The following is a 20,221-nucleotide window of genomic DNA, read 5'->3' as shown; positions in this document are numbered from 1 at the left end:
GCCCATGTGTAACGCACTAACCGTAGCCCAATTACCCCGCCGGGTGCACTTGCGGGTGGCGCTGGCAGAATGTGGCGCGTGAGTGAGTTGTTCGACCTCGTTGTTGTGGGCGCTGGCCCTGCGGGTTCCGCAGCCGCGATCGCGGCGCAGCGCGCCGGCATGAGCACTTTGCTTCTCGACGCGCAGGGCCCCCGCCGCGACAAAACTTGCGGGGACGGGCTGACGCCGCGCGCCGTCGATACGCTTGTGCGCTTGGGGCTGGACGTGCCTGTGTACCGCAACAAGGGCCTAAAGTTGCATGGCTTCGGCGGGGATGTTGTCGCGCCGTGGCCGCGCGGCGAGGGGTCCGCGTCCCCGCGGGCGAGGTTTGACGCGATGCTTGTCAGCGAAGCTTCGCTCGCCGGCGCAACCGTGCGCCACGACTGCGCGGCGACGGGGGTGCGTTTCAGCGGCGGAGCGATCAGCGCAGTGGAGACCGAGCAGGGTGAGGTGCGCGCCCGCTGGGTGATTGTGGCGGACGGGGTGCGCTCCCCTTTCGGCAAGCTGCTGGGGCGGACGTGGCACCGCGGGCAGGTCTACGGGATTGCGGCGCGGTCCTACTGCGCCTCGCCGTTTTCGGACGAGCCGTGGATGCACTCGCACGTGGAGCTCCGCGACGCCGGCGGGGTGATCCAGCCCGGCTACGGCTGGATCTTCCCGCTCGGCGACGGCACCGTGAACCTGGGCTGCGGCGCGCTGTCCACCGACGCGCGCCCGGCGAAGGTGAACACGAAGAAGCTGCTCGCCCTATACGCCTCGCAGCAGCGCGAGGCGTGGCAGCTCGGCCCAGAAAAGGCCGTGGCCTCGGCGCTTTTGCCCATGGGCGGGGCGGTGTCCAACGTGGCGGGGCCGAACTGGGCGCTGGTCGGCGACGCGGCGGCGTGCGTGAACCCGCTCAACGGCGAGGGCATCGACTACGGGCTGGAAACGGCGGTGCTCGCCGTCGACCTGATCGCGGACGGCGGGGATTTGACGCTTGCGTGGCCAGCGCTTCTGCGTGAGCAGTACGGCGACGCGTTCACGCTGGCCCGCACCCTGGCGCGCCTGCTCACCTACCCGCAGTTTTTGCCGCTGGCGGGCCCGGTGGCGCTGCGCGGGCTCGGCGGGCGCTACCTCATGCCGGCGGCGGCGCGGCTGATGGGCAACCTCGTGGCCGAGGGGGATACGGACCTCGTCGCAAGGCTGTGGCGCACAGCTGGCAAGGGCGCGCGGGCGGTGTCTGGCGGCCAGCCGCTTTGGGACGTGCGCTAGACCGGCTTCACCGCACTATGCAGCGCGACAATGCCGCCGGTGAGGTTCTGCCAGCTGGCGTCTGACCAGCCGTTGGCGTTGATCGCCGCGGCGAGCTCCTCCTGGCCCGGCCAGGCGCGGATGGACTCGGCGAGGTACTCGTAGGCCTCCGCGTTGGAGGAAAACAGCTTCGCCAGCGCCGGCACCGCCAGTGGCAGGTACTCCTTGTACAGGGTGCGAAAACCCGGCACGACCGGTGTGGAGAACTCGTTGACGGCCAGGCGCCCGCCCGGCTTGGTCACGCGCGCCATCTCGCGCAGCCCCGCCGCGAAGTCGTGGACGTTGCGCAGCCCGTAGGAGATGGTCACCGCGTCGAAGGTGTCATCCGCAAACGGCAGGTGCATCGCGTCGCCGACGACCTTGGGCACGTCGCGGTCCTTGCCGGCGGCGAGCATGCCCTGGGAAAAGTCGCAGGCCACCACCCACGCGCCGGACTTGCCCAGCTCCACGGTGGACACGGCGGTGCCGGCGGCCAGATCGAGCACGAGCTCGCCGGGCTTTAAGTCCAGGCGCTCGCGGGTGCGACGTCGCCAGTACTTGTCCAAGCCGAACGACAGCACGGTGTTGGTGATGTCGTAGTTTTTGCCCACGTCGTCGAACATGCCGGCAACGTCGAAGGGCTTTTTGTCCAGATCCGCCTTGGCCATGGTGCGCAAGTCTACTTTGCCACCCACAAACGGAGGCCGTACGACAACACAACACTTGCAAGTTCGTCGTGCCGAACTTTATTATTCGCCGGTATGGGACTTGATGACTCCAACATGGGCGCATGGCTCGAAGCCATCGCATTGTTCGAGACCGCCCGCGAAGGCGACTACCTCGCGTCCGCGCGGCTCGTGCGCTCCAGCGCCAACCCGGAAGACGTCACGCTCAACCTGATGCGGCTGCTCGCCGTCTACCTGCACGACGAATCCCCGGAAAAGCTCGACCGATTCATTGCCACGTCCCACCGCGTCGGCCCGCCGCCGCTTCTCTAACCGCACGGAAAAGTACACAGAAAGAAAAGGACCAACATGCTGAAATCCAAGGCGCTCGCGCTCGCCGCCACGGCTGCGCTAACTGCCGGCCTGGCAGGCTGTTCGCAGGACAGCGCCGACGCCGCAGGCGGCAAAGACACCCCCGTGGTACTCACCACGTTCACGGTGATCCAGGACATCGCTTCGAACGTCGCCGGCGACCACCTGCGGGTGGAGTCCATCACCAAACCCGGCGCGGAAATCCACGGCTACGAGCCCACCCCGGGCGACATCTCGCGCGCCTCCGACGCCGACCTGATCCTGGACAACGGCATGAACCTGGAAAACTGGTTCTCCCAGTTCGTCGCCGACCTGGACGTGCCCCACGCCGTGGTCAGCGAAGGTGTCGACCCGATCGACATCGCCGAGGACGCCTACGCCGGCAAGCCCAACCCGCACGCCTGGATGAGTCCGGTGAACGTGCAGAAGTACGTGGACAACATCGTCGACGCGTTCAGCGAACTCGACCCGGAGCACGCCGATGATTTCAAGGCCAACGGCGAAACATACAAGCAGGAACTGCAGGCTGTGCAAGACGAGCTGGAAACCAAGCTCGCCGCTGTCCCCGACAAGCAGCGCGCCTTGGTCACCTGCGAAGGTGCGTTCTCCTATCTGGCTCGCGACGCGAAGTTGACCGAGCGCTACATCTGGCCGGTCAACGCTGAGCAGGAAGCCACCCCGCAGCAGATCGCCGGCGCGATCGAGTTTGTGAAGGAAAACAACGTCCCGTCTGTGTTCTGTGAATCCACGGTCTCTAACGCGCCGATGATGCAGGTCGTGAAGGCCACCGGCGCGGAGTACGGCGGCACCCTCTACGTCGATTCGCTTTCTGAGGAAAACGGTCCGGTGCCGACCTACCTGGATCTGATTCGCCACGACACGAAGGTGATCATCGACGGTTTGAACGGGGGCAAGCAGTGATCCCCGCAATCGCGGTTGACGATGTTGCGGTGCGCTACGGCGACGTCGTCGCGCTCGACGGCGCAACTTTGAGCGTCCAACCAGGCCGTATCTGTGGGCTGATCGGGATGAACGGCGCGGGCAAATCCACGCTACTCAAGGCGATCATGGGGTTGGTCAAGCCGGATCGCGGCACGGTTCGTATCAACGGCATCGACCCCATGCGCGCCCGCAAGACGCAGGTGCTGGGCTACGTCCCGCAGAGCGAGGACGTGGACTGGCAGTTCCCGGTCACAGTGCGTGATGTGGTCATGATGGGCCGCTACGGCCACATGGGCTTTACCCGCCACGCGCGTGCGGAGGACATTGCGGCTGTGGATCGCGCGCTTGAGCGCACCCACCTTGAGTCGTTCGCAGACCGCCAGATCGGTCAGCTTTCGGGTGGCCAGAAGAAGCGTGCCTTCATCGCCCGCGGTATCGCTCAGGGTGCGAGCATCATGCTTCTCGACGAACCCTTCGCCGGCGTGGACAAACATTCCGAGGCCACCATCACTGAGCTGCTGCGTGACCTCGCGGCAGAAGGCACCACTATTTTTGTGGTGACGCACGACCTGGTTGCCTTGCCCCAGCTCGCGCCGGAGACAGTGCTGTTGAACCGCCGGGTGTTGATGCACGCCCCGACTGAAGTGGTGTTAGAGCCGGACAATTTGGTACAGGGCTTCGGTATGGGGGTGTCAGCATGATTGCGCTGCTTACGGAGCCGTTTGGGTACGAGTTCATGATGCGTGCGCTTGCGACCTCGCTGGTGGCGTCGATTGTCTGCGCGCTGTTGTCGTGCTGGCTGGTGTTGGTTGGCTGGTCGCTGATGGGCGATGCGGTAAGCCACGCTGTCCTGCCCGGCGTGGTGCTGGCCTACATTCTGGGCGTGCCGTTTGCCGTCGGCGCGGTGGTGTTCGGGTTCCTTGCGGTGGCACTGATCGGGCTGGTGCGCGATACGTCCCGGGTGAAGGAGGATGCGGCCATTGGCATTGTGTTCACCACCATGTTCGCGCTGGGGCTCGTGCTCATTTCGGTAACCCCTTCGCACACGGATCTGAACCACATCATCTTCGGCAATCTGCTTGGTGTGTCCCGTGGGGACCTGCTGCAGGTGGCCATCCTGGGAGCGATCGTGTTGAGCGTGCTGGTGCTCAAGCGGCGCGACTTCACCCTCTACGCGTTCGATCCCACCCATGCACACGCGATTGGGTTGAATCCGCGCCTGCTCGGTGCGGCCCTGCTGGCACTGCTGGCGCTGACGTCAGTGGTGGCACTCCAGGCCGTTGGCGTGATCCTGGTGGTGGCGATGCTGATCATCCCGGGTGCGACCGCCTACCTGCTCACCAACAAATTCGGCACGATGCTGATCATCGCCCCGACCATGTCGGCGGCGTGTGCGATTGTGGGCCTGTACTGCTCCTACTACCTGGACACGGCCTCTGGCGGCATGATCGTGCTCGCCCAAGGTGTGGTGTTTGGTGTGGTGTACCTGTTCGGCCCGCATGGGGTGCTGCGGGGTCGTCGTTACGCATCCACGCGCACGAAGACGGAATCCGTGGCTTCCTCGCCGAGCGGCACCGCCTCCGCCGCGCCGGCAAGCCGGACCGCGACCGCGCCGGAGTAAGGGGCACCCTCTCCCACCTCGAGGGTTGCGCCGACGACGAGCCCGTGACTGTCGAAGAATTGCAGCAGTTTCGGGTCGTCGTCGGCAATGCGTTCAATCGTGGCCTTCTGCCCCGGCTGCACGCCGGTCAGTGGGACGGCCTCGGGGGCATCAACACGCCCGCTGGCTGAGGGGATGGGGTCACCGTGGGGGTCGCGGCTGGGGTAGTCCAAAAACGCGTCGATGCGGTCGACCATAAAGTCGCTCACCGAGTGTTCGAGGTTTTCGGCCTCGTCGTGCACCTGGTCCCAGGTGTAGCCCAACGCCTCCACCAAAAACGTTTCAATCAGGCGGTGGCGGCGGATCATCGCCACCGCGTACGTGCGGCCTGTGTCGGTCAGCTCGACGGCGCCGTAGGGCTTATGTTCCACCAGGCCCTGCTCGCCGAGCTTGCGCACCCCGTCGGAGACGGTGGATTTGCGCAGTCCAAGGTGCTTGGCCACTGACGACGGTGTCACCGGCGTATCTGACCACTCCGAAAGCGCCCAGATGCCTTTGAGGTAGTTCTGGGTACTGGTGGACAGGTCGCCGACGGACATGCTCGCCACTCTACTTGGCGGCGCGCATGCGCCTACGCGGTGTCGTCGCGCCGCGCTTGCCTGCGGGGCTGGCCCAGACGCGCCGGTGCCCAGCGCGGCAGGGCCACATCGCGGCCGAACAGGTGCACCACGTTGCGCTCGTAGGTCTCCAGCACCTCGGTGTAGTAGCCCAACAGCTGGTCGCCGAGCGCGGCCCAGGTCTTGTCCGCCACGGACTCGCGCGCGGCGGACTGCAGGCTGGCGTGGCGGGCGTCGTCGAGGATCCACCGCGCGGCGTCGTTAAGCTCCTGCTCGAAGGTCTCCACCTCGAGCAAAAGCCCGTTGTCGCCGTGCGCAATCAGGTCGATGGGACCACCCGCTCGCGGGCCGATCGTGGGCACACCCGAGGCCTGCGCCTCCTGGATGGCCTGGCAGAACGTCTCAAACTCGCCGGTGTGCACGAAAAGGTCCAGCGACGCGTAGGCGCGCGCAAGCTCCTCGCCGCCCAGCGCTCCGGTGAACACGGCGGACGGCAGCACCGTCGCCAGCTCGTCTCGCTCGGGGCCGTCGCCGACGACGACGAGTTGGACCGACGGGTCGCTGACAAGCGGGGCGAGGCGGTGCACCGACTTCTCCGCGGCGAGGCGGCCGACGAAGCCCACGATCTTCTTGGTGCCGGTGGGATCCCACGCCCGGCGCAGCACGTCTGAGCGCTTGGCGGGGTTGAACAGCTCCGTGTCCACGCCGCGGCCCCAGTGGCGCACGTTGTTGATGCCGTGGGATTCAAGCTCGCGGATGTAGGTCGAGGACGGCGCGAGCGTCATCTCGCTCATGTTGTGGATCGTGCGCGTCCAATCCCACGCCAAGTTGGCCACCATGGGCAGGTGGTACTTGGTGGCAAAGCCCGCGACGTCCGTCTGGTAGAGCGCCACCGCCGGCACGCCCAGCTGGCGTGCGGCGAACGCGCCGGCCCCGCCGAGGACGAACGGGCTGGCCAGGTGGATGATGTCCGGCTTGAACTGGGAAAGCGCCGCGGCGACGGTGGTGGTGGGCACGCCGATCGGCAGCGAATCCACCAGCGGGACCATCACAGTGGGCACGCGGACGATCTCGAAGCCGAGGTAGTCCGGGATCTCGTCCTGGAAGTCGCGCGCGCCTGGCGCGACCACCATCGCCTCGTGGCCTTCGCGCTTGAGGTGCTCGAGCACGCGCAGCACCGAATTGGTCACTCCGTTGACGTTGGGCAGGAAAGACTCCGCCACGATTCCCACTCGCATATCAGGCACTCTCCCACTGCAATCCAAATTTGCCGCCAATTTTGGTTGAACCAAACATGAATTTTTACTCCTCCGGCACCCACCGTCCGACGGCGAACCACGCCCCGGCGGCGACGAGCGTGGCCACCGCCCACGTCGACAGGGCGGGGGTCAGCGCCAGCGCCCAGCCGCGGCCTTCCACCTTGACCAGGTCGGGGTCGGACTTCGCGTAGGTCACCCACACGTGCTGCCCTTCCCCCAGGCCGGTCGGGTACAACAGCCCGCGCGGCGGGGAGACCAACTGGCCGTCTTCGGTCTGGTACTCCACGAACGTGCGCATGGGTCCGGTTTCGGTGACGGTGGCGGTGCCGCGGCCGGGGTTGGCCTGGATGCGGGCGTCGTTGAGCGCGGGGCCGGCGACCATTGCCACGCTGCCGAGCGTGGCAAAGGCGTAGAGCGCGAGCACCACCTGGTGCGCGCGGCGGCGCCACCTCATCGGTTCAGGCGCGCCGCCAGCGCCCGTCGGGTGGCGCGGGTGGTGGCGGCTTCCACGACGGTGATCGGGTTCGGCTGGGATTCGAGCTCCAGCAGCACCTCGTTGAGTTCGGCGAGGGTGTCGGCGCGGCGGTAGTCGGCCCCGTAGGCTTCCGCCAGCTTCTCGACGTCCACGCCGTGCGGCGTGCCAAACACCCGCTCAAACGCGCCGCGGAGGTGGTCTGCGCCTGGTTCGAGGGCCTCGAAGATGCCGCCGCCGTCGTCGTTGGCCACCACGATGGTGAGGTTGCCCGGGCGCGGCTCGTCGGGCCCGATGAGCAGGCCGTTGGCGTCGTGGAGGAAGGTCAGATCCCCCATGAGTGCGACCGTGCGGGGGGCGCGGATCTCGTCGGGCCGCAGCGCCTGGGTCGCAAGCGCCACGCCCACGGCTTGGGAGACGGTGCCGTCGATGCCCGCGGCGCCGCGCGCGGCGTAGGTCGACACCCCGTCGAACGGCATGCCCACAAACGACGCGTCGCGCACCGGGTTGGACGAACCGAGCACCAGCGTGTCGCCCACGCCGAGGGTGTCGCAGACTGCGGCGGCGACGTGCAGGCCGGTGAAGCCGAACTCGTCTTCCGTGAGCGCTTGGCGCACGGTGTCGGCGCCGACGTCGCCGGCGGCCTCGCAGATCTTCAGCCACGTGTCCGTGGGCTGGCCGGTGGCGTTGACGCGCGAGCCGCGCTTGTCCGGCTGCCCGGTGAACGTCCCGGTGCGTGAGATGCCAATGACCTCGATGTCCGGGTCCGCCAACAGCGCCATCACGTCGCGGTGCAGCGTCGGGTGGCCCACCACGATGACCTGCTCCGGTTTGGTGTCGGCGGCGAAGTCGCCGCCGTCGTGGGAGATGGCCACCTCGGACTGGGCGAAAAAGCGCGCGGCCAGCGGGTGCACCTGGTGGAACGGCGTGGGAGCGGTGGGCTCGGCGATGGTGGGCACGTGCTCGAGTCCCGGCACCTCCCGGGCCTCGTCGCCGGCGATGACCAGGGTGTTGCGGGTCAGGTCCACATCGACCGCGCCGTGGTCGGCGTACCCGCGCGAGCCTGCGAGCGCGCCGGGGCCGACACGGCGCGGCGCGCCCACCGGCTCCGGCAGCTGCTCCGGCACGAGCGGGGTGTCCAGGGCCACGTTGATGTGGACCTGGCTGGCGGCGAAGGAGGCTGCGTGGACGTCGTCAAGCGATTGCACCTGCTGCGTTTCGGCGTAACGGCCGAAGATGCCCTGCTGCCAGATGGTCTGCGACGCGCCTGTGCCGACGAGGCGCTCCGGGCGGTCCGCGCTGATCACCGCGATCGGGGTGTGCGACATGTGCGCCTCAATCACCGCCGGGTACGCGTTGGCCACGGCGGTGCCGGAGGTCATCACCACGCCGACGTGCCGGCGCTGCACTCGTGCCAAACCGAGGGCGGTGAAGGCGGCGGAGCGCTCGTCGATACGCATGTGCACCGTCACGTCGCGGCGCGCCAAAAGCGCGTAGGCCAGCGGCGAGTTGCGCGAGCCCGGGCTCATGACCACATCGGTGCAATGCTTCGCGACGAGCTCCGCCACCGCCGCCGCAATCTCCATAGCTGCCATCTACTGCTCCTGTAGGTACTCGTCCGCGCCGCCGCGCAGCTGGTCCAGAATGTCGCGGGCGCCGTCGCGGATCTCGCGCTCGATCTCGTTCGGATCCGGCGCCGGCACCGGCTCCGGCTCCAGCGTCGCGGTGGGGTTGTCCCGGTCCCGGAAGATGGACGGGAACTTCGTGGTGGTTTCCGTTGTCATCTCCGTGGTGGTCTGTGTGACCGTGCTGGTCTCCGTCACCGGCGGCTTGTCCGCCTCCGCGGCGGCGCTTCGCCACAGCACGGCCAGCACCACCGCGGCGATGAAGCTCAGCGCCGCGAACACGCCGAGCGCGATCGCGCCCGCCGAGGTGCCCTTCTCCGGCTCCGGTTCGTAGCCGTTGTCGTAGTACGGCTGCTCATACTCGTACTGCGGCTGGTAGGCGGGCTGGGCGTAGCGCTGCTCGTAGTGCGGCTGCTGGTGCTGGTTTTGGGACTGGTCCGGGAAGTACTGCCGGGGCCGCTCGCGGCGCGGCTCGCCGCCCTGGGGGCCGTACTGTCTCGTCTCGTGATCCATGCGAACAGCGTAACCCGACTCGAGCAGCGTTCCGCTTCAGCACCGCCACCTGCGAACCGCACCGCGCACGCAAGGTTAATGGGATCGTTCCCAACGTTAAGCAAATGTTTGCTTGGGTCTAACTTCCCAGACACCTGCATGAGGTTGTGTGAGAACGTTCCCAAAAACCACTACATGAAAGCTGGGTGCCACGTGACCATTGTGGTCGTTTTCGATATAGGCGGTGTTCTCGTGCCGGAAGGCAACCGCATGGAGCAACTTCAGGATCACATTGCTTCCTCTGCTGGCGAGTTCGATCGCGGTGCTTTTGCAGATGCCTACTGGGCCATCCGCGACGAGTACGACCTCGGTGCGAGCGACTCCACGTTCTGGACGCCGGTTCTGGAGCGCGCCGGGCTTCCGACCAGTGGCGAGATTGTCTCGCTGGCGGCACAAAAAGATGCCGAGCTCAACGCGACAATCGCACGGGAACCGCACGCACTGCTCCAAGATCTCGCGGCGGCAAAGGTCCCGCTCGGGATCTTGAGCAATGCCCCACTTCGAATGGCGCAGCAGGTGCGAGACGGCGGGTGGTCTGATGTGTTCACCCACCTCGTATTTTCCTCTGAACACGGTTGCATGAAACCAGACCGGCGGATCTACGACCTCGTAGTTGAGGGCTTTTCCGACGTGGAATCACCCACCTTCCATTTCTTCGACGACCGGGAGAAAAACATCGCCGGGGCAAACTCCGCAGGTTGGCACGGCCATCTGTGGCAGTCCACGCAGCATGCGCGCACCGAACTGACCTCGCTCGGCGTTCTCCCAGCAAAACACCCGTAGGGAACCGCATATGGCATCGATTACCTTTGACAAGGCCACCCTCCACTACCCAGGTAACCCTCGTCCAACAATTAACAACATGGATCTAGCGATCCGCGACGGCGAGTTTGTTGCCGTTGTGGGTCCCTCAGGTTCGGGCAAGTCCACGACCCTTCGTATGGTCGCCGGCCTTGAAAAGTTGACGAGCGGTGAAATCTACATCGGCGACGTTCCAGCTTCCACGCTGGCGCCCTCAAAACGCGACGTTGCCATGGTTTTCCAGTCCTACGCCCTGTACCCGCACATGACTGTAGCGGAAAACATGGCGTTTGCGCTGAAGATGCAGAAGGTCCCGAAGGAAGAACAGGCCAAGCGCGTCGCCGAGGCATCCCGTCTCCTCGACCTTGACCAGTACCTTGAACGGCTTCCAAAAGCACTTTCCGGTGGACAGCGACAGCGTGTCGCCATGGGCCGCGCGATTGTTCGCGATCCACAGGTCTTCCTGATGGACGAACCCCTTTCCAACCTCGACGCGAAGCTTCGTGTCTCTACCCGTGCAGAGATCAGCCAGCTCCAGCGACGCCTCAACACGACGATGCTGTACGTAACGCACGATCAGACCGAGGCAATGACCATGGCTGACCGGATCGCAGTGCTTGAGGGCGGCGACATGCAGCAGGTGGGTTCGCCGGAGGAGCTCTACCTCCAGCCCGCAAACACCTTCGTCGCCACCTTCATCGGTACCCCGTCCATGAACATGATGACCGGCACCATCGAAGGAAACGAGATCCACATCGGACACGTCCGCCTCCCGCTACCGGCGCTGCAGGTCCAGCCTCGGTCGCCGCGGGTTGTCGTCGGCATCCGCCCGGAGAACCTGTCAGTTGTCGGCCGTGAGCAGGGCGATACCGATGCGGTGGCCGCATACGTCGAGAACTTTGGCTCCGACAAATACGTTCACGTATCGATCGACGGACTCAACGACCTCGGGGAGTTCATCGTCCGCACCCCCAACACCGTCCAGATCGGAACCGGCGACGGCTTCGGGCTCCGGTTCGACCGTGACTTCATTCACCTTTTCGACGCGGAAACAACGATGAGGATCAACTAATGGGTATCCAGATGAAAGGGGCACCAGGCCCCCAAATCCCCCCGGTAGAGGATTTGGAAGGTGAGCAGGAGAACACCGCAGAACCAAAGCGCCGCCGCGAATTTGGCGAATGGTGGGCTTGGCTTTGCCTTCTCCCGGCGGTACTGCTCTTCGTCGCCTTCGATTTTCTACCGTTTTTCCGGGCGGTGTACCTGTCTTTTAGCAGCACCGACCTCTTCGGACGCCCCGCAGGTTTCGCCGGATTCAAGAACTACGCCAACATGTTCTCGGATCCCACTTTCTTGTCGACGTTCTCCCGCACGCTGTTTTTCACGGTCGCTTCGGTCATCTTGAAGCTTGCACTGGGACTCGCTATCGCGTTGCCCCTGTCATACCGCCTGAAGGGCACCTTCTGGATGCGCGCAGTTGTGCTCATCCCGATGGCTATCTCGACCGCGGTGGGCACACTGGTGTTCCGACTCATGTTTGCCCCAATTGTGGGCTTCTTCGACCAAGTCGCCAGCGCGATCGGTTTCGGTCAAGTCGGCTGGTTGACGAGCCCCCGCGTCGCCATGATCTCTGTGCTCATCACCGACGTGTGGATCGGCATTTCCTTCGTCACCTTGCTGATGCTTGTCGCAATCGACGGGATCCCCGGAGAAATGGTTGAGGCGGCAAACCTCGACGGAGCGACCGGATGGAAGTATGTCCGGCACATCATTCTTCCGAGTATCGCGCCCATGCTGCTCGTGCTGTCGGTAACCCAGGCGATGGCAGCCTTGAAGGAATTCACCATTTTCCAGGTGCTCACCGGCGGCGGCCCAGGTAACTCAACGCGAACACTCGTTCTCGATATCTACACGCTCGCGTTCGGCGGCGGCACGGCTGACTTCGCAGCTGCATCTGCTCGAGGCATGGTGCTGTTCGTCATCATCCTCATCCTCACGCTCATCCAATTCTGGCTATCCAACCGGAATAAGAGGTAAGAACCATGAACAACAACCTCCGCTCTCCTTTCGCCACAATCCTCATCTGGATTTGGCTGCTGATCATTTGCCTCGCGGTAGCGTTTCCGGTCCTGTACGCAATCATCGGATCGTTCCGCACGTCGGGCGACATCCAGGCAGGCATCGACACCCTGTTCTTCGGGGAAACGACACTGGACAACTACCCACGCGCGTGGAATCAATCGGCTGTGGGACAGCAGCTGATCAACTCGGTCATCGTTACTGTCTGCCAAACCGCAGGGCAGTTCGTCACCTCGGTACTCGCAGCGTATGCGCTGGTGTTCGGACGCCTCCCCGGCGCATCAAAGGCATTGGTCTTTTTCCTCCTACCAATGATGATCCCGGGCGAAGTCTCCGTCATCGGTAACTACCTCACTGTTCGGAGTATGGGCTTCTACGACACCGTCGTAGGCATCTTCATCCCATACCTGGCGTCCAGTTTCACCCTCTTCCTCTTTTACCAAGCATTCAAGGAGTTCCCCAAAGAAATCCGAGAGGCGACCATCCTCGAAGGGGTCGGACCCTTCAAGTTCCTCTGGTCCTTCCTCCTCCCCCTCAACCGGTCGGTCTGCATGACCGCCATCGTCACCAGCGCCATCGCAGCCTGGAATGGATACATGTGGCCGCTGCTGATTACGCAGTCTGCCTCTGTCCGCACCATCCAACCAGGTATCAAGTCGCTCGCAGACGAGGCGGCAATCGACACCGGCCTTGTTCTTGCCGGCCTCATGATCGCCGTCATCCCAACTGTCCTACTCGTCGTGTTCGGTCAGAAGTACCTGACACGTGGTCTCACCGAAGGAGCCGTCAAATAATGTCCAAGCTTAAGCACGTCATCGCTGTCGCTACTGCTGCTGCACTGTCCACCACCCTCGTCGCCTGCGGTGGCTCCTCGGGCGGTGGAGATACTGAAAAAACCGCCGACGGTGCCGTTGTCGTCGATTTCTGGCACTCGGCATCCGGCGCGGCCGCCACCACGCTGGAGGAGATCGTCAACGACTTCAACAACGAGCACAAGGGTGAGATTGAGGTCCGGGCTTCCTACCAAGGCAGCTACGAGGACGCGATCGCGAAGTTCATCGCCTCAGTCCAGACCAGCGACCTGCCCGCGCTCCTCCAGGCATCCGACGTTCAAACTGCGTACCTGCGCGACTCCGGTGTTGCCACACCTGCCCAGGAGCTCGGCGGCGACTACAACTTCTACAACCTCATGGATGTTGTGGGCAATTACTACACCTTCGACGGCAAGATCTACTCGATGCCGTTCATGGTGTCCCAGCCGGCCATCTACACCAACGACACCGAGCTGGCAGCGGCCGGCGTGAGCCACGATGACCTGTCCACCGTCAACGGACTGCTCGACGCCGCCGAGAAAATCCACGACAAGACTGGCAAGGCTGGACTGACGTTCCACCACAGCGGTTGGTACATGGAGCAGTTCCAGTCAATGACCGGCCAGTACATGTGCTCCCCCGAAAATGGCGTCGACACCGCCGCAACCGAGTTCAACTTGACGTCGCCCGAAACTGAAGAACTTTGGAAGCGCATCGGCGAGCTGTACTCGAAGGGTGCAATCCACAACCCGGGCAACGACGGTTCCGCCGCCACGGGCGCGTTCTTGGCTGATCAGGCAGCAATTCAGCTGAACTCCTCCGGCAACTACGGCAACATCGTGAGCGCGAACCCGAACTTCGATTGGTCCATCCTTTCTCTGCCGCGTGACACCGACGAAGCGGGCGCGGTTCCGGGCGGCAACTCGCTCTGGGCAATCAAGGAAGGCCACTCCAAGGACACCCAGCAAGCTGCATGGGAGTTCATGCAGTACGTAGGCACCGACGAGGTGCAGAAGAAGATTTTCGACCAGACCGGCTACCTGCCCACCACGAAGGGCGCAGGTGAGTCGTTGGCTGACCTCACGGAGCAGCAGGAATCTCTCATCGCCCAGATCCAGAACACCCCGAGCAACAAGGTGACCGCCGGCTGCAAGACCGGTGCGCTGAACTCTGCGCGAAACTCCTACCAGTCCGCGATGTCCTCCATCGCCAACGGCAGCGATTCAAAGACTGCGCTCGATGAGGCGCAGCAGGGGGCCGACGCGGAAATCACCTCCTACAACGAGCGCGCCGGCAAGTAGTAGAGGCTGGAGTAAACCGTTGAATTCTTTTCCCCCTGCCACAGATCAACGAACCTTTGAGAAGTTCAAGGCTGACGGCACCGCTAAGCGACACCGCGGCTGCACGTTTGTCGCAAATGTCGTAGAGGACAGCCCCAGCTACGAAGTGTGCGAACGCATCCAGGACGACGCAGCGGAGCAAGGAATGACGCAGCATTTCGCGTTACTTCCGCCCTCGAGCTACCACATGACGGTGTTTCCCGGGCTCAAAGACCGGAAATTCATTGGCGAGGAAGACCGGTGGCCGGACTGGTTGAAACCTGCGTCGGACATGACGGAGGCGGTTGAGCTGATCCGCACGCGGCTCGTTGATGAACGGGACAGTATTCCTGCCCTGCCGCCGCTACGCATGAAGCCAGACTATGTCTACGACCTCGGCGTATCGCTGACCGTGCATCTCGTTCCTGCAGACGAGGAAATGGCTGAGCAGCTCAACGAGTTCCGGTCGAGTTTGCGTGACGTGCTAGAGATCAAGGACCAGCACTTTGATACCTACCGTTTTCATTGCAGTCTCGGTTACCGCCTGACGGCCTCCGAAACTACGGAGCAGCTCAACGGTGAACTGGCAGAGCGCTACTCTGCGTGGGTCCAGGAAATCGACACCTTTGACTTGGAGCGGCCAGCATTCAATGTCTTCGACGACATGCTTTCGTTCCCCCCGCTGCTGATGTTCTAGCTCGAATCCCCCGAAGGGCCGCTCTATGCAGAGCGGCCCTTTTTCAATTCACCCCGCCAGTGGTGGTTCCAACTACGAGCTCTCCGGCGACAAGATGTCGCATATGTTTGCAACCTGCGCCGTCAGACTGAATCATTTCCACAATTCGCCGCGCTGCCATCCGCCCAACCGTCTCGACGGGTTTTCGGACCGTGGTCAGTCCAATGAGATCCAGTCCGTCGAGAACCCCGTCTGACCCTGTAACTGAAAGCTGCCCTGGGACGTCAATTCCTAGCTTTCTTGCTGCCCTAAGCACTGCAATAGCGTTGCGATCAAAAAGGCCCGTGATCGCTGTATAGCCGTCGCGGTACGCTTCATCGACCCACCGGATGAGGTCTTGCTCCTTCATTCCAAAGGTGACGGCTGAAGCAAAATCCAGACCCTTTGATGCCGCGTATGCCTTTTGCGCCTCAGCTCTCATCCACGTGCCCATGGAGCGATCCTGCGGCGCTTCTTGCATCATGATCCGCGTGTGCCCGAGTTCAATGAGGTGATCCACGATCAACCGTGCGTGCGCTTCTTCGTCGAAACCAACCGTGTCCAGCTGCCCTGTCGGTTCGGGCCGCCCCACGACAACCAAGGGCATTTGTTGCGCAAACCGAAGATGCTGTTCCGACTCGACTCCGCCGACAGACACGAGCATGCCCTGGATCGGCATGCTGGCGAGATTCTCCAACGCCGCCTCGTTCGACTCACGGGTCGAGTGGGTGACCGTCTGCTGGATCACATGGAACCCGAGCTCAGTCAATCCTTCGTGGAGATACCGGTTCAGCTGAGCGAAAATCGGGATATCGATGGAGCTAATCAAGAGTCCAATGGTCGGGGCAGGCTCCGCCCTCATGAGCTGAGCGGACATCGCGGGGACGTACCCCAGCTGTCTGATCGCCTGTTCAACCGCTTGCCGCGTTGTTTCCGCGACACGCGAGTCTTGCCGGATGACGCGGGAAACGGTGGACTTAGAAACGCCGGCAGCCGCAGCCACATCAAGAATCGTCGGCTTCGAGCGTCGCGACTGAAGGCCACGCAACTCCCGTTGGTGACGGGTCGGATCCATTCTGTTCAAGGTTCGATTCCCTTGACTCCACTGCTGTTGTCTTCGTACCGCGCCATCCCACGCCGTCTTGCGACGTAGCACAGCACACCAAGAATCAGAATCTACCAAAAAGAGGGCCACACACATTGTCGTGCGGGCCCTCCCCCATTCTGGGTCTCTTAAAGCACGAGCCCGAACACCGGCACCGCGATGAAGTAGGTGGCCAGCGTGATCAGCACCATGGCGATCACGTTGAGCCAGACGCCGCCCTTGATCATCTCGCCCATGGTGACGTAGCCCGACGAGTACGCGATCGCGTTCGGCGGGGTGGCCACCGGCAGCATGAACGCACAGGTGGCGGCGAGTGCTACTGGGATGGCAAGCAGCATGACGTTCATCTCCGTGGCGTCGGTAAGCCCGATGCCCACTGCGACGCCGCCCATGATGGGCAGGAACGTCGCGGCCGTGGCGGTGTTGGAGGTCAGCTCCGTCAAAATCAGCACGAGTGCGGCGACGGCGAGGATGAGCAGGAACATCGGCAGCGACGACAGCCCCTTCGCCTTCTCGCCGATCCACAGGGACAGGCCGGTGGCGGTGAACATGGCGGACAGGGACAGCCCGCCGCCGAACAGCAGCAGCACGTCCCACGGCATCTCGTTGGCCGTCTCCCAGTCCAGCAGGCGCTTGCCGTTGGAGGTGCCCGGCACGATGAACATGAGCAGGCCGGCGATGATGCCCACGATGGCGTCGTCGTACGGGAAGTCCCAGCCGAACTGGTTGCGGCCCAGCGGGATGAAGATCCACGCAAGCGCGGCCACCAGGAAGATCAGGCCGACGGCGACCTGGGGGAAGGTCCAGGGGCCGAGCTTTTTCAGCTCGCCGTCGATAAGTTCGCGCCCGCCCGGGATGTTGTCCACCTCCGGCTTAAACACGGTGATGAGCACCCACCAGGCGATGAAGGTGAACACGACGGCCACCGGCAGGCCCACCAGCATCCACTCGCCGAAGCCGATGACGATGCCGTGGGCTTCCTCCATGTAGCCCTTCAGCAGCGCGTTCGGCGGGGTGCCGATGAGCGTTGCCAGCGATCCAATCGACGCCGAGTACGCGATCGCCAGCATGAGCGCGGTAGCGAACTTCTTCTGGTTTTTCATCCCGCCGACGGTGTCCGCGGTGAGCATGAGCACGGAGGTGCCGATGGGCAGCATCACCACGGCGGTTGCGGTGTTGGACACCCACATGGACATAAAGCCGGTGGCGAGCATGAAGCCCAAGATGATGCGCTTCGGGCTGGTGCCCACCACCTTGACCACCATCAGCGCCAGGCGGCGGTGCAGGTTCCAGCGCTGCAGGCCCAGCGCCATGAGGAAGCCGCCCATGAACAGGAAGATCGTCGCGGAGGCGTACGGCGAGGACACGTCCTTAAACGGCGCGACGCCCGCCAGCGGGAACACGGCGATGGGCAGCAGCGCGGTGGCGGCCAGCGGGATCGCCTCGGTCATCCACCACGCGCCCATGAGCACAGTGGTGGCGGCGACGATGCGCATGGTGTCCGCGGAGTACTCCACGCCCTCTTTCGCGCCGGAGGACTGGGCGACGGTCTCCGCCGCCCCGGAGGGGAAGAAGATGTAGACCAGCGCGGCCAGCACCACGCCGGTGATCAGGCCGATGAGCTGGCGGCGCCACTCGCCGGGTTCGGGCGCTTTGGCCAGGTCGCCGTCGGAAAGCGCGGCGGAATCGTGGATCACGGGAGTCGACATGGGCGAAAGATTAGCGGACACCCCCTATTCCCCACATTCGTTTCCGGAATTACACCCGGTTTCGGGGGTCTTGCCGCAGTACGTCTACGCAGGCGCGGACGCGGTCGAACCACCAGTCGCGGCGCTCGGCGGGCGCGCGCAGGCCGTGCAGCCTGTCCGGATCGGGGGTAGTGCGGGAAACGGCCATGCGCCCGGCCACGATCTCGCGCGGCTCGGCGACGTCCTCCACGAACAACCGCTGCGTGGCCAGCCCTGCCGCGCGCGAACCCGCGAGCTTCGCGGCGATAAGCCCCGCGTCCATCCCGACGGCGGTATCCAGCGCACTGGCCACGGTCACATCGAGGTTGAGGTCGCGCGCGATTCGCAGGAGCTTATCGACGCCACCTAACGGCGCGACCTTGCACACCGCCACATCAGCCGCCCCGAGCCCGGCCACGCGGTACGGGTCGGCGGCGCGGCGGATGGACTCGTCCGCGGCGATCGGGGTGCTGGTGCGCCTCCGCACCTCCGCGAGTTCCTCCACGGTGGCGCAGGGCTGTTCGATGTACTCCAGCTCCCCCAGTTTCTCGGCAGCCTCGACGGCTTGGTCGACGCTCCAGCCGCGGTTGGCGTCCACGCGCAGCGTCGCGTCGGGGCGCAGCCGGCGGACGGCGGTGACGCGCCGGAGGTCGTCGTTAAGCGACTGCGAGGGTTCCGCGACTTTAATCTTGAACGTGGTTACGCCGGGGAACCGCGCGAGTACCGGCTCGACATCTTCAACGGCGGGGATGGTGCCGTTGACCTCGACGGTGCCGTGGGCTTCTGGCAGGCCGGTGAACGCGGCCTCAATGCCGGCGCGCAGCCACGCGGCGGACTCCCGCGGGCCGTACTCGACGAACGGGGAGAACTCGCCCCAGCCGGCGGGGCCGTCGATGAGCAGCGCCTCGCGCGTAGTGATGCCGCGGAACTTCACGGCCATGGGCAGAGCGACAACGTGGGCGCGCTCGAGGATCTCGTCGGCAGTAGGCAGCATGAGTGCTTTATACCTCTTTATAGGTTGGGGCAGTTATAAAGAGGTATAAAGCGGACGCGACGAGCCTCACGTTTCCGCCCCACCCCGCTCGTTTCTTACGAATTCAGCGAACCCCGGAACAGTGAACCTCAGGTAGCCGAAGCCACTTTCCTCGATTAATCCCTTGTCAAGCAAAGATCTACGGACCATGCTGATTCCGGTGGTAGGTCGCCCCATTCGCTCGGCGATATCGCCACGCTTCACTTGTGGCTCAAGGTCTTCAGCCATTGCACTAATAGATTCCCTCTCCACGTCGGTAGCTTTGTGCCACCGGGAGCGGAACATGGTCAACCGAGTTTCTTGGAATCGATCCGCGACATGTTGGAGGTTTGCCAGACCAATCGAAGTACCAGGGTCCGGGAAATCGGCCGCTTCCCACACCAGATCGCCTACAACCTGAATGAAATACGGGTAACCACCTGCCAAACCGACAGCATCCTGGAGCGTGGCAGGAGACCAACTCACGCCCTTCTTCTCAGCCGGCTGCAACAATGCTTCCTCAGCGTGTTCGCGGTCCAGAGATTCAAGATGCACATAGCTAAAGCGCTCCGCAAAACTCACAGCATCGGTAATCACATCCTGGCTATGACTGAGCCCAGCTGCAAAAATGGCGAGAGGGAGCTCAGCATTTTCTGCCTGCATCTGCTGCCACGCATACGCAAGCGAGCGCAGACCATCCGCATCAGCCGACTGAATCTCGTCAATACAGATAACCATTCCACTAGCCCTGCCCCGGATGGCTTCCGCTGCATCAACAAGCGCACGCTGCATTTGGTCGCCATAACCCGACACATCTGGCCTCGGGCCTTCAACGGGCTGAGATCCTCCAACCGAAACTCCAAACGCTTCAACCCGCAGCGACGACAACAGTCCGAGTAGCTTTTCTCCCGCCTCATCCTTCCAGCTGCGAGCAATCTCGCTGATTTTGTCCAAAAGGGCACTGAAAAGTGGCCTGTCCCCCGCTGTGATCCAGGCGGTTTCAAAGCCTTCAGACTTAGCTTCTGTTTCAATTGCTCGAAGCAAGCTGGTCTTACCGATGCCGCGGGGCCCCACATAGACCTTCACCTGGCCCATCAGCCCAGGATCATGAGCCATAAAGAAAAGCTCGCGCTTCGCTTCCCTAAGAAGTTGGTCTCTGCCATAAATGGTGGAGGCCACCACGCCAGGGGTGTACGGACTGCGCTGAACCATAGCCTCTTTATACCTCTTTATAGGTTG

General features: G+C 63.7%; 21 protein-coding genes. 11 read left to right on the top strand and 10 right to left on the bottom strand.

Annotated elements, in window-relative coordinates; genetic code table 11:
- Positions 1–69 precede the first annotated feature (69 nt).
- On the top strand, positions 70–1,290 hold the full coding sequence (locus CUREI_RS01380) for a geranylgeranyl reductase family protein (protein WP_038609562.1): 1,221 nt from the start codon (positions 70–72) through the stop codon (positions 1,288–1,290).
- Here the strand turns inward: CUREI_RS01380 and CUREI_RS01375 are convergent.
- Positions 1,287–1,976, bottom strand: coding sequence for a demethylmenaquinone methyltransferase (locus CUREI_RS01375; RefSeq protein ID WP_038609559.1), 690 nt, complete (start codon positions 1,974–1,976; stop codon positions 1,287–1,289). The genes CUREI_RS01380 and CUREI_RS01375 overlap by 4 nt on opposite strands.
- 93 nt (positions 1,977–2,069) lie before the next feature.
- On the opposite strand from CUREI_RS01375, the gene CUREI_RS01370 reads away from it, so the two are divergent.
- From CUREI_RS01370 to CUREI_RS01355, 4 genes are read left to right on the top strand one after another with little or no spacing between them, the layout of a single operon-like run.
- A complete protein-coding gene (locus tag CUREI_RS01370) occupies positions 2,070–2,306 on the top strand; it encodes a tudor domain-containing protein (protein WP_038609556.1) in 237 nt (78 codons plus the stop codon).
- Between the two features lie 36 nt (positions 2,307–2,342).
- Complete coding sequence (locus CUREI_RS01365; protein ID WP_038609553.1) at positions 2,343–3,266, top strand: metal ABC transporter substrate-binding protein; 924 nt, start codon at positions 2,343–2,345, stop codon at positions 3,264–3,266.
- On the top strand, positions 3,263–3,988 hold the full coding sequence (locus CUREI_RS01360; RefSeq protein WP_034997179.1) for a metal ABC transporter ATP-binding protein: 726 nt from the start codon (positions 3,263–3,265) through the stop codon (positions 3,986–3,988). The genes CUREI_RS01365 and CUREI_RS01360 overlap by 4 nt, the downstream gene beginning before the upstream one ends.
- Positions 3,985–4,908, top strand: coding sequence for a metal ABC transporter permease (locus tag CUREI_RS01355; RefSeq protein WP_051952118.1), 924 nt, complete (start codon positions 3,985–3,987; stop codon positions 4,906–4,908). Before CUREI_RS01360 ends, CUREI_RS01355 begins: the two co-directional genes overlap by 4 nt.
- Here the strand turns inward: CUREI_RS01355 and CUREI_RS01350 are convergent.
- From CUREI_RS01350 to CUREI_RS01330, 5 genes are all read right to left on the bottom strand, one after another.
- Positions 4,809–5,486 carry a metal-dependent transcriptional regulator gene (locus tag CUREI_RS01350; RefSeq protein WP_038609549.1) on the bottom strand — a complete coding sequence of 226 codons (678 nt, stop codon included), beginning with the start codon at positions 5,484–5,486 and terminating at the stop codon, positions 4,809–4,811. The genes CUREI_RS01355 and CUREI_RS01350 overlap by 100 nt on opposite strands.
- A gap of 32 nt (positions 5,487–5,518) precedes the next feature.
- Positions 5,519–6,742, bottom strand: a complete 1,224-nt coding sequence (locus tag CUREI_RS01345; protein ID WP_038609546.1) for a glycosyltransferase family 4 protein — start codon at positions 6,740–6,742, stop codon at positions 5,519–5,521.
- A 64-nt stretch (positions 6,743–6,806) separates the two neighbouring features.
- Positions 6,807–7,217, bottom strand: a complete 411-nt coding sequence (locus CUREI_RS01340) for a DUF3592 domain-containing protein (protein WP_038609543.1) — start codon at positions 7,215–7,217, stop codon at positions 6,807–6,809.
- Positions 7,214–8,830: a 2-succinyl-5-enolpyruvyl-6-hydroxy-3-cyclohexene-1-carboxylic-acid synthase gene (gene menD / locus CUREI_RS01335; protein WP_038609540.1), complete on the bottom strand. Its 1,617-nt coding sequence runs from the start codon at positions 8,828–8,830 to the stop codon at positions 7,214–7,216. Before menD ends, CUREI_RS01340 begins: the two co-directional genes overlap by 4 nt.
- Complete coding sequence (locus CUREI_RS01330) at positions 8,831–9,373, bottom strand: hypothetical protein (RefSeq protein ID WP_051952117.1); 543 nt, start codon at positions 9,371–9,373, stop codon at positions 8,831–8,833.
- Positions 9,374–9,565: 192 nt separating this feature from the next.
- On the opposite strand from CUREI_RS01330, the gene CUREI_RS01325 reads away from it, so the two are divergent.
- The 6 genes from CUREI_RS01325 to CUREI_RS01300 are packed head-to-tail and all read left to right on the top strand — an operon-like array spanning position 9,566 to position 15,120.
- Positions 9,566–10,195, top strand: coding sequence for an HAD-IA family hydrolase (locus CUREI_RS01325; protein ID WP_051952116.1), 630 nt, complete (start codon positions 9,566–9,568; stop codon positions 10,193–10,195).
- 10 nt (positions 10,196–10,205) lie between these two features.
- Entirely contained in the window at positions 10,206–11,285 is a 1,080-nt protein-coding gene (locus tag CUREI_RS01320; RefSeq protein WP_038609537.1) for an ABC transporter ATP-binding protein, read from the top strand.
- Positions 11,285–12,250 carry a carbohydrate ABC transporter permease gene (locus CUREI_RS01315; protein ID WP_236627237.1) on the top strand — a complete coding sequence of 322 codons (966 nt, stop codon included), beginning with the start codon at positions 11,285–11,287 and terminating at the stop codon, positions 12,248–12,250. Before CUREI_RS01320 ends, CUREI_RS01315 begins: the two co-directional genes overlap by 1 nt.
- Positions 12,251–12,255: 5 nt before the next feature.
- On the top strand, positions 12,256–13,086 hold the full coding sequence (locus tag CUREI_RS01310; protein WP_038609534.1) for a carbohydrate ABC transporter permease: 831 nt from the start codon (positions 12,256–12,258) through the stop codon (positions 13,084–13,086).
- Positions 13,086–14,405, top strand: coding sequence for an extracellular solute-binding protein (locus CUREI_RS01305; protein WP_038609531.1), 1,320 nt, complete (start codon positions 13,086–13,088; stop codon positions 14,403–14,405). The genes CUREI_RS01310 and CUREI_RS01305 overlap by 1 nt, the downstream gene beginning before the upstream one ends.
- Positions 14,344–15,120, top strand: a complete 777-nt coding sequence (locus CUREI_RS01300) for a DUF1868 domain-containing protein (RefSeq protein ID WP_084768087.1) — start codon at positions 14,344–14,346, stop codon at positions 15,118–15,120. The genes CUREI_RS01305 and CUREI_RS01300 overlap by 62 nt, the downstream gene beginning before the upstream one ends.
- Positions 15,121–15,163: 43 nt before the next feature.
- Here CUREI_RS01300 and CUREI_RS01295 read toward each other — a convergent pair whose 3' ends face one another.
- From CUREI_RS01295 to CUREI_RS01280, 4 genes are all read right to left on the bottom strand, one after another.
- Complete coding sequence (locus CUREI_RS01295; protein WP_038609525.1) at positions 15,164–16,213, bottom strand: LacI family DNA-binding transcriptional regulator; 1,050 nt, start codon at positions 16,211–16,213, stop codon at positions 15,164–15,166.
- A gap of 158 nt (positions 16,214–16,371) precedes the next feature.
- Positions 16,372–17,952, bottom strand: coding sequence for an SLC13 family permease (locus tag CUREI_RS01290; RefSeq protein ID WP_038609522.1), 1,581 nt, complete (start codon positions 17,950–17,952; stop codon positions 16,372–16,374).
- 49 nt (positions 17,953–18,001) lie between these two features.
- Positions 18,002–18,964 carry an o-succinylbenzoate synthase gene (locus tag CUREI_RS01285; RefSeq protein ID WP_051952114.1) on the bottom strand — a complete coding sequence of 321 codons (963 nt, stop codon included), beginning with the start codon at positions 18,962–18,964 and terminating at the stop codon, positions 18,002–18,004.
- A 66-nt stretch (positions 18,965–19,030) separates the two neighbouring features.
- On the bottom strand, positions 19,031–20,164 hold the full coding sequence (locus CUREI_RS01280) for an ATP-binding protein (RefSeq protein ID WP_236627235.1): 1,134 nt from the start codon (positions 20,162–20,164) through the stop codon (positions 19,031–19,033).
- Positions 20,165–20,221: the final 57 nt, after the last annotated feature.

Origin of the sequence: Corynebacterium ureicelerivorans, from assembly GCF_000747315.1 — a bacterium.
Classification (GTDB): domain Bacteria; phylum Actinomycetota; class Actinomycetes; order Mycobacteriales; family Mycobacteriaceae; genus Corynebacterium; species Corynebacterium mucifaciens.
This window is presented reverse-complemented; position numbering and strand designations above follow the sequence as displayed.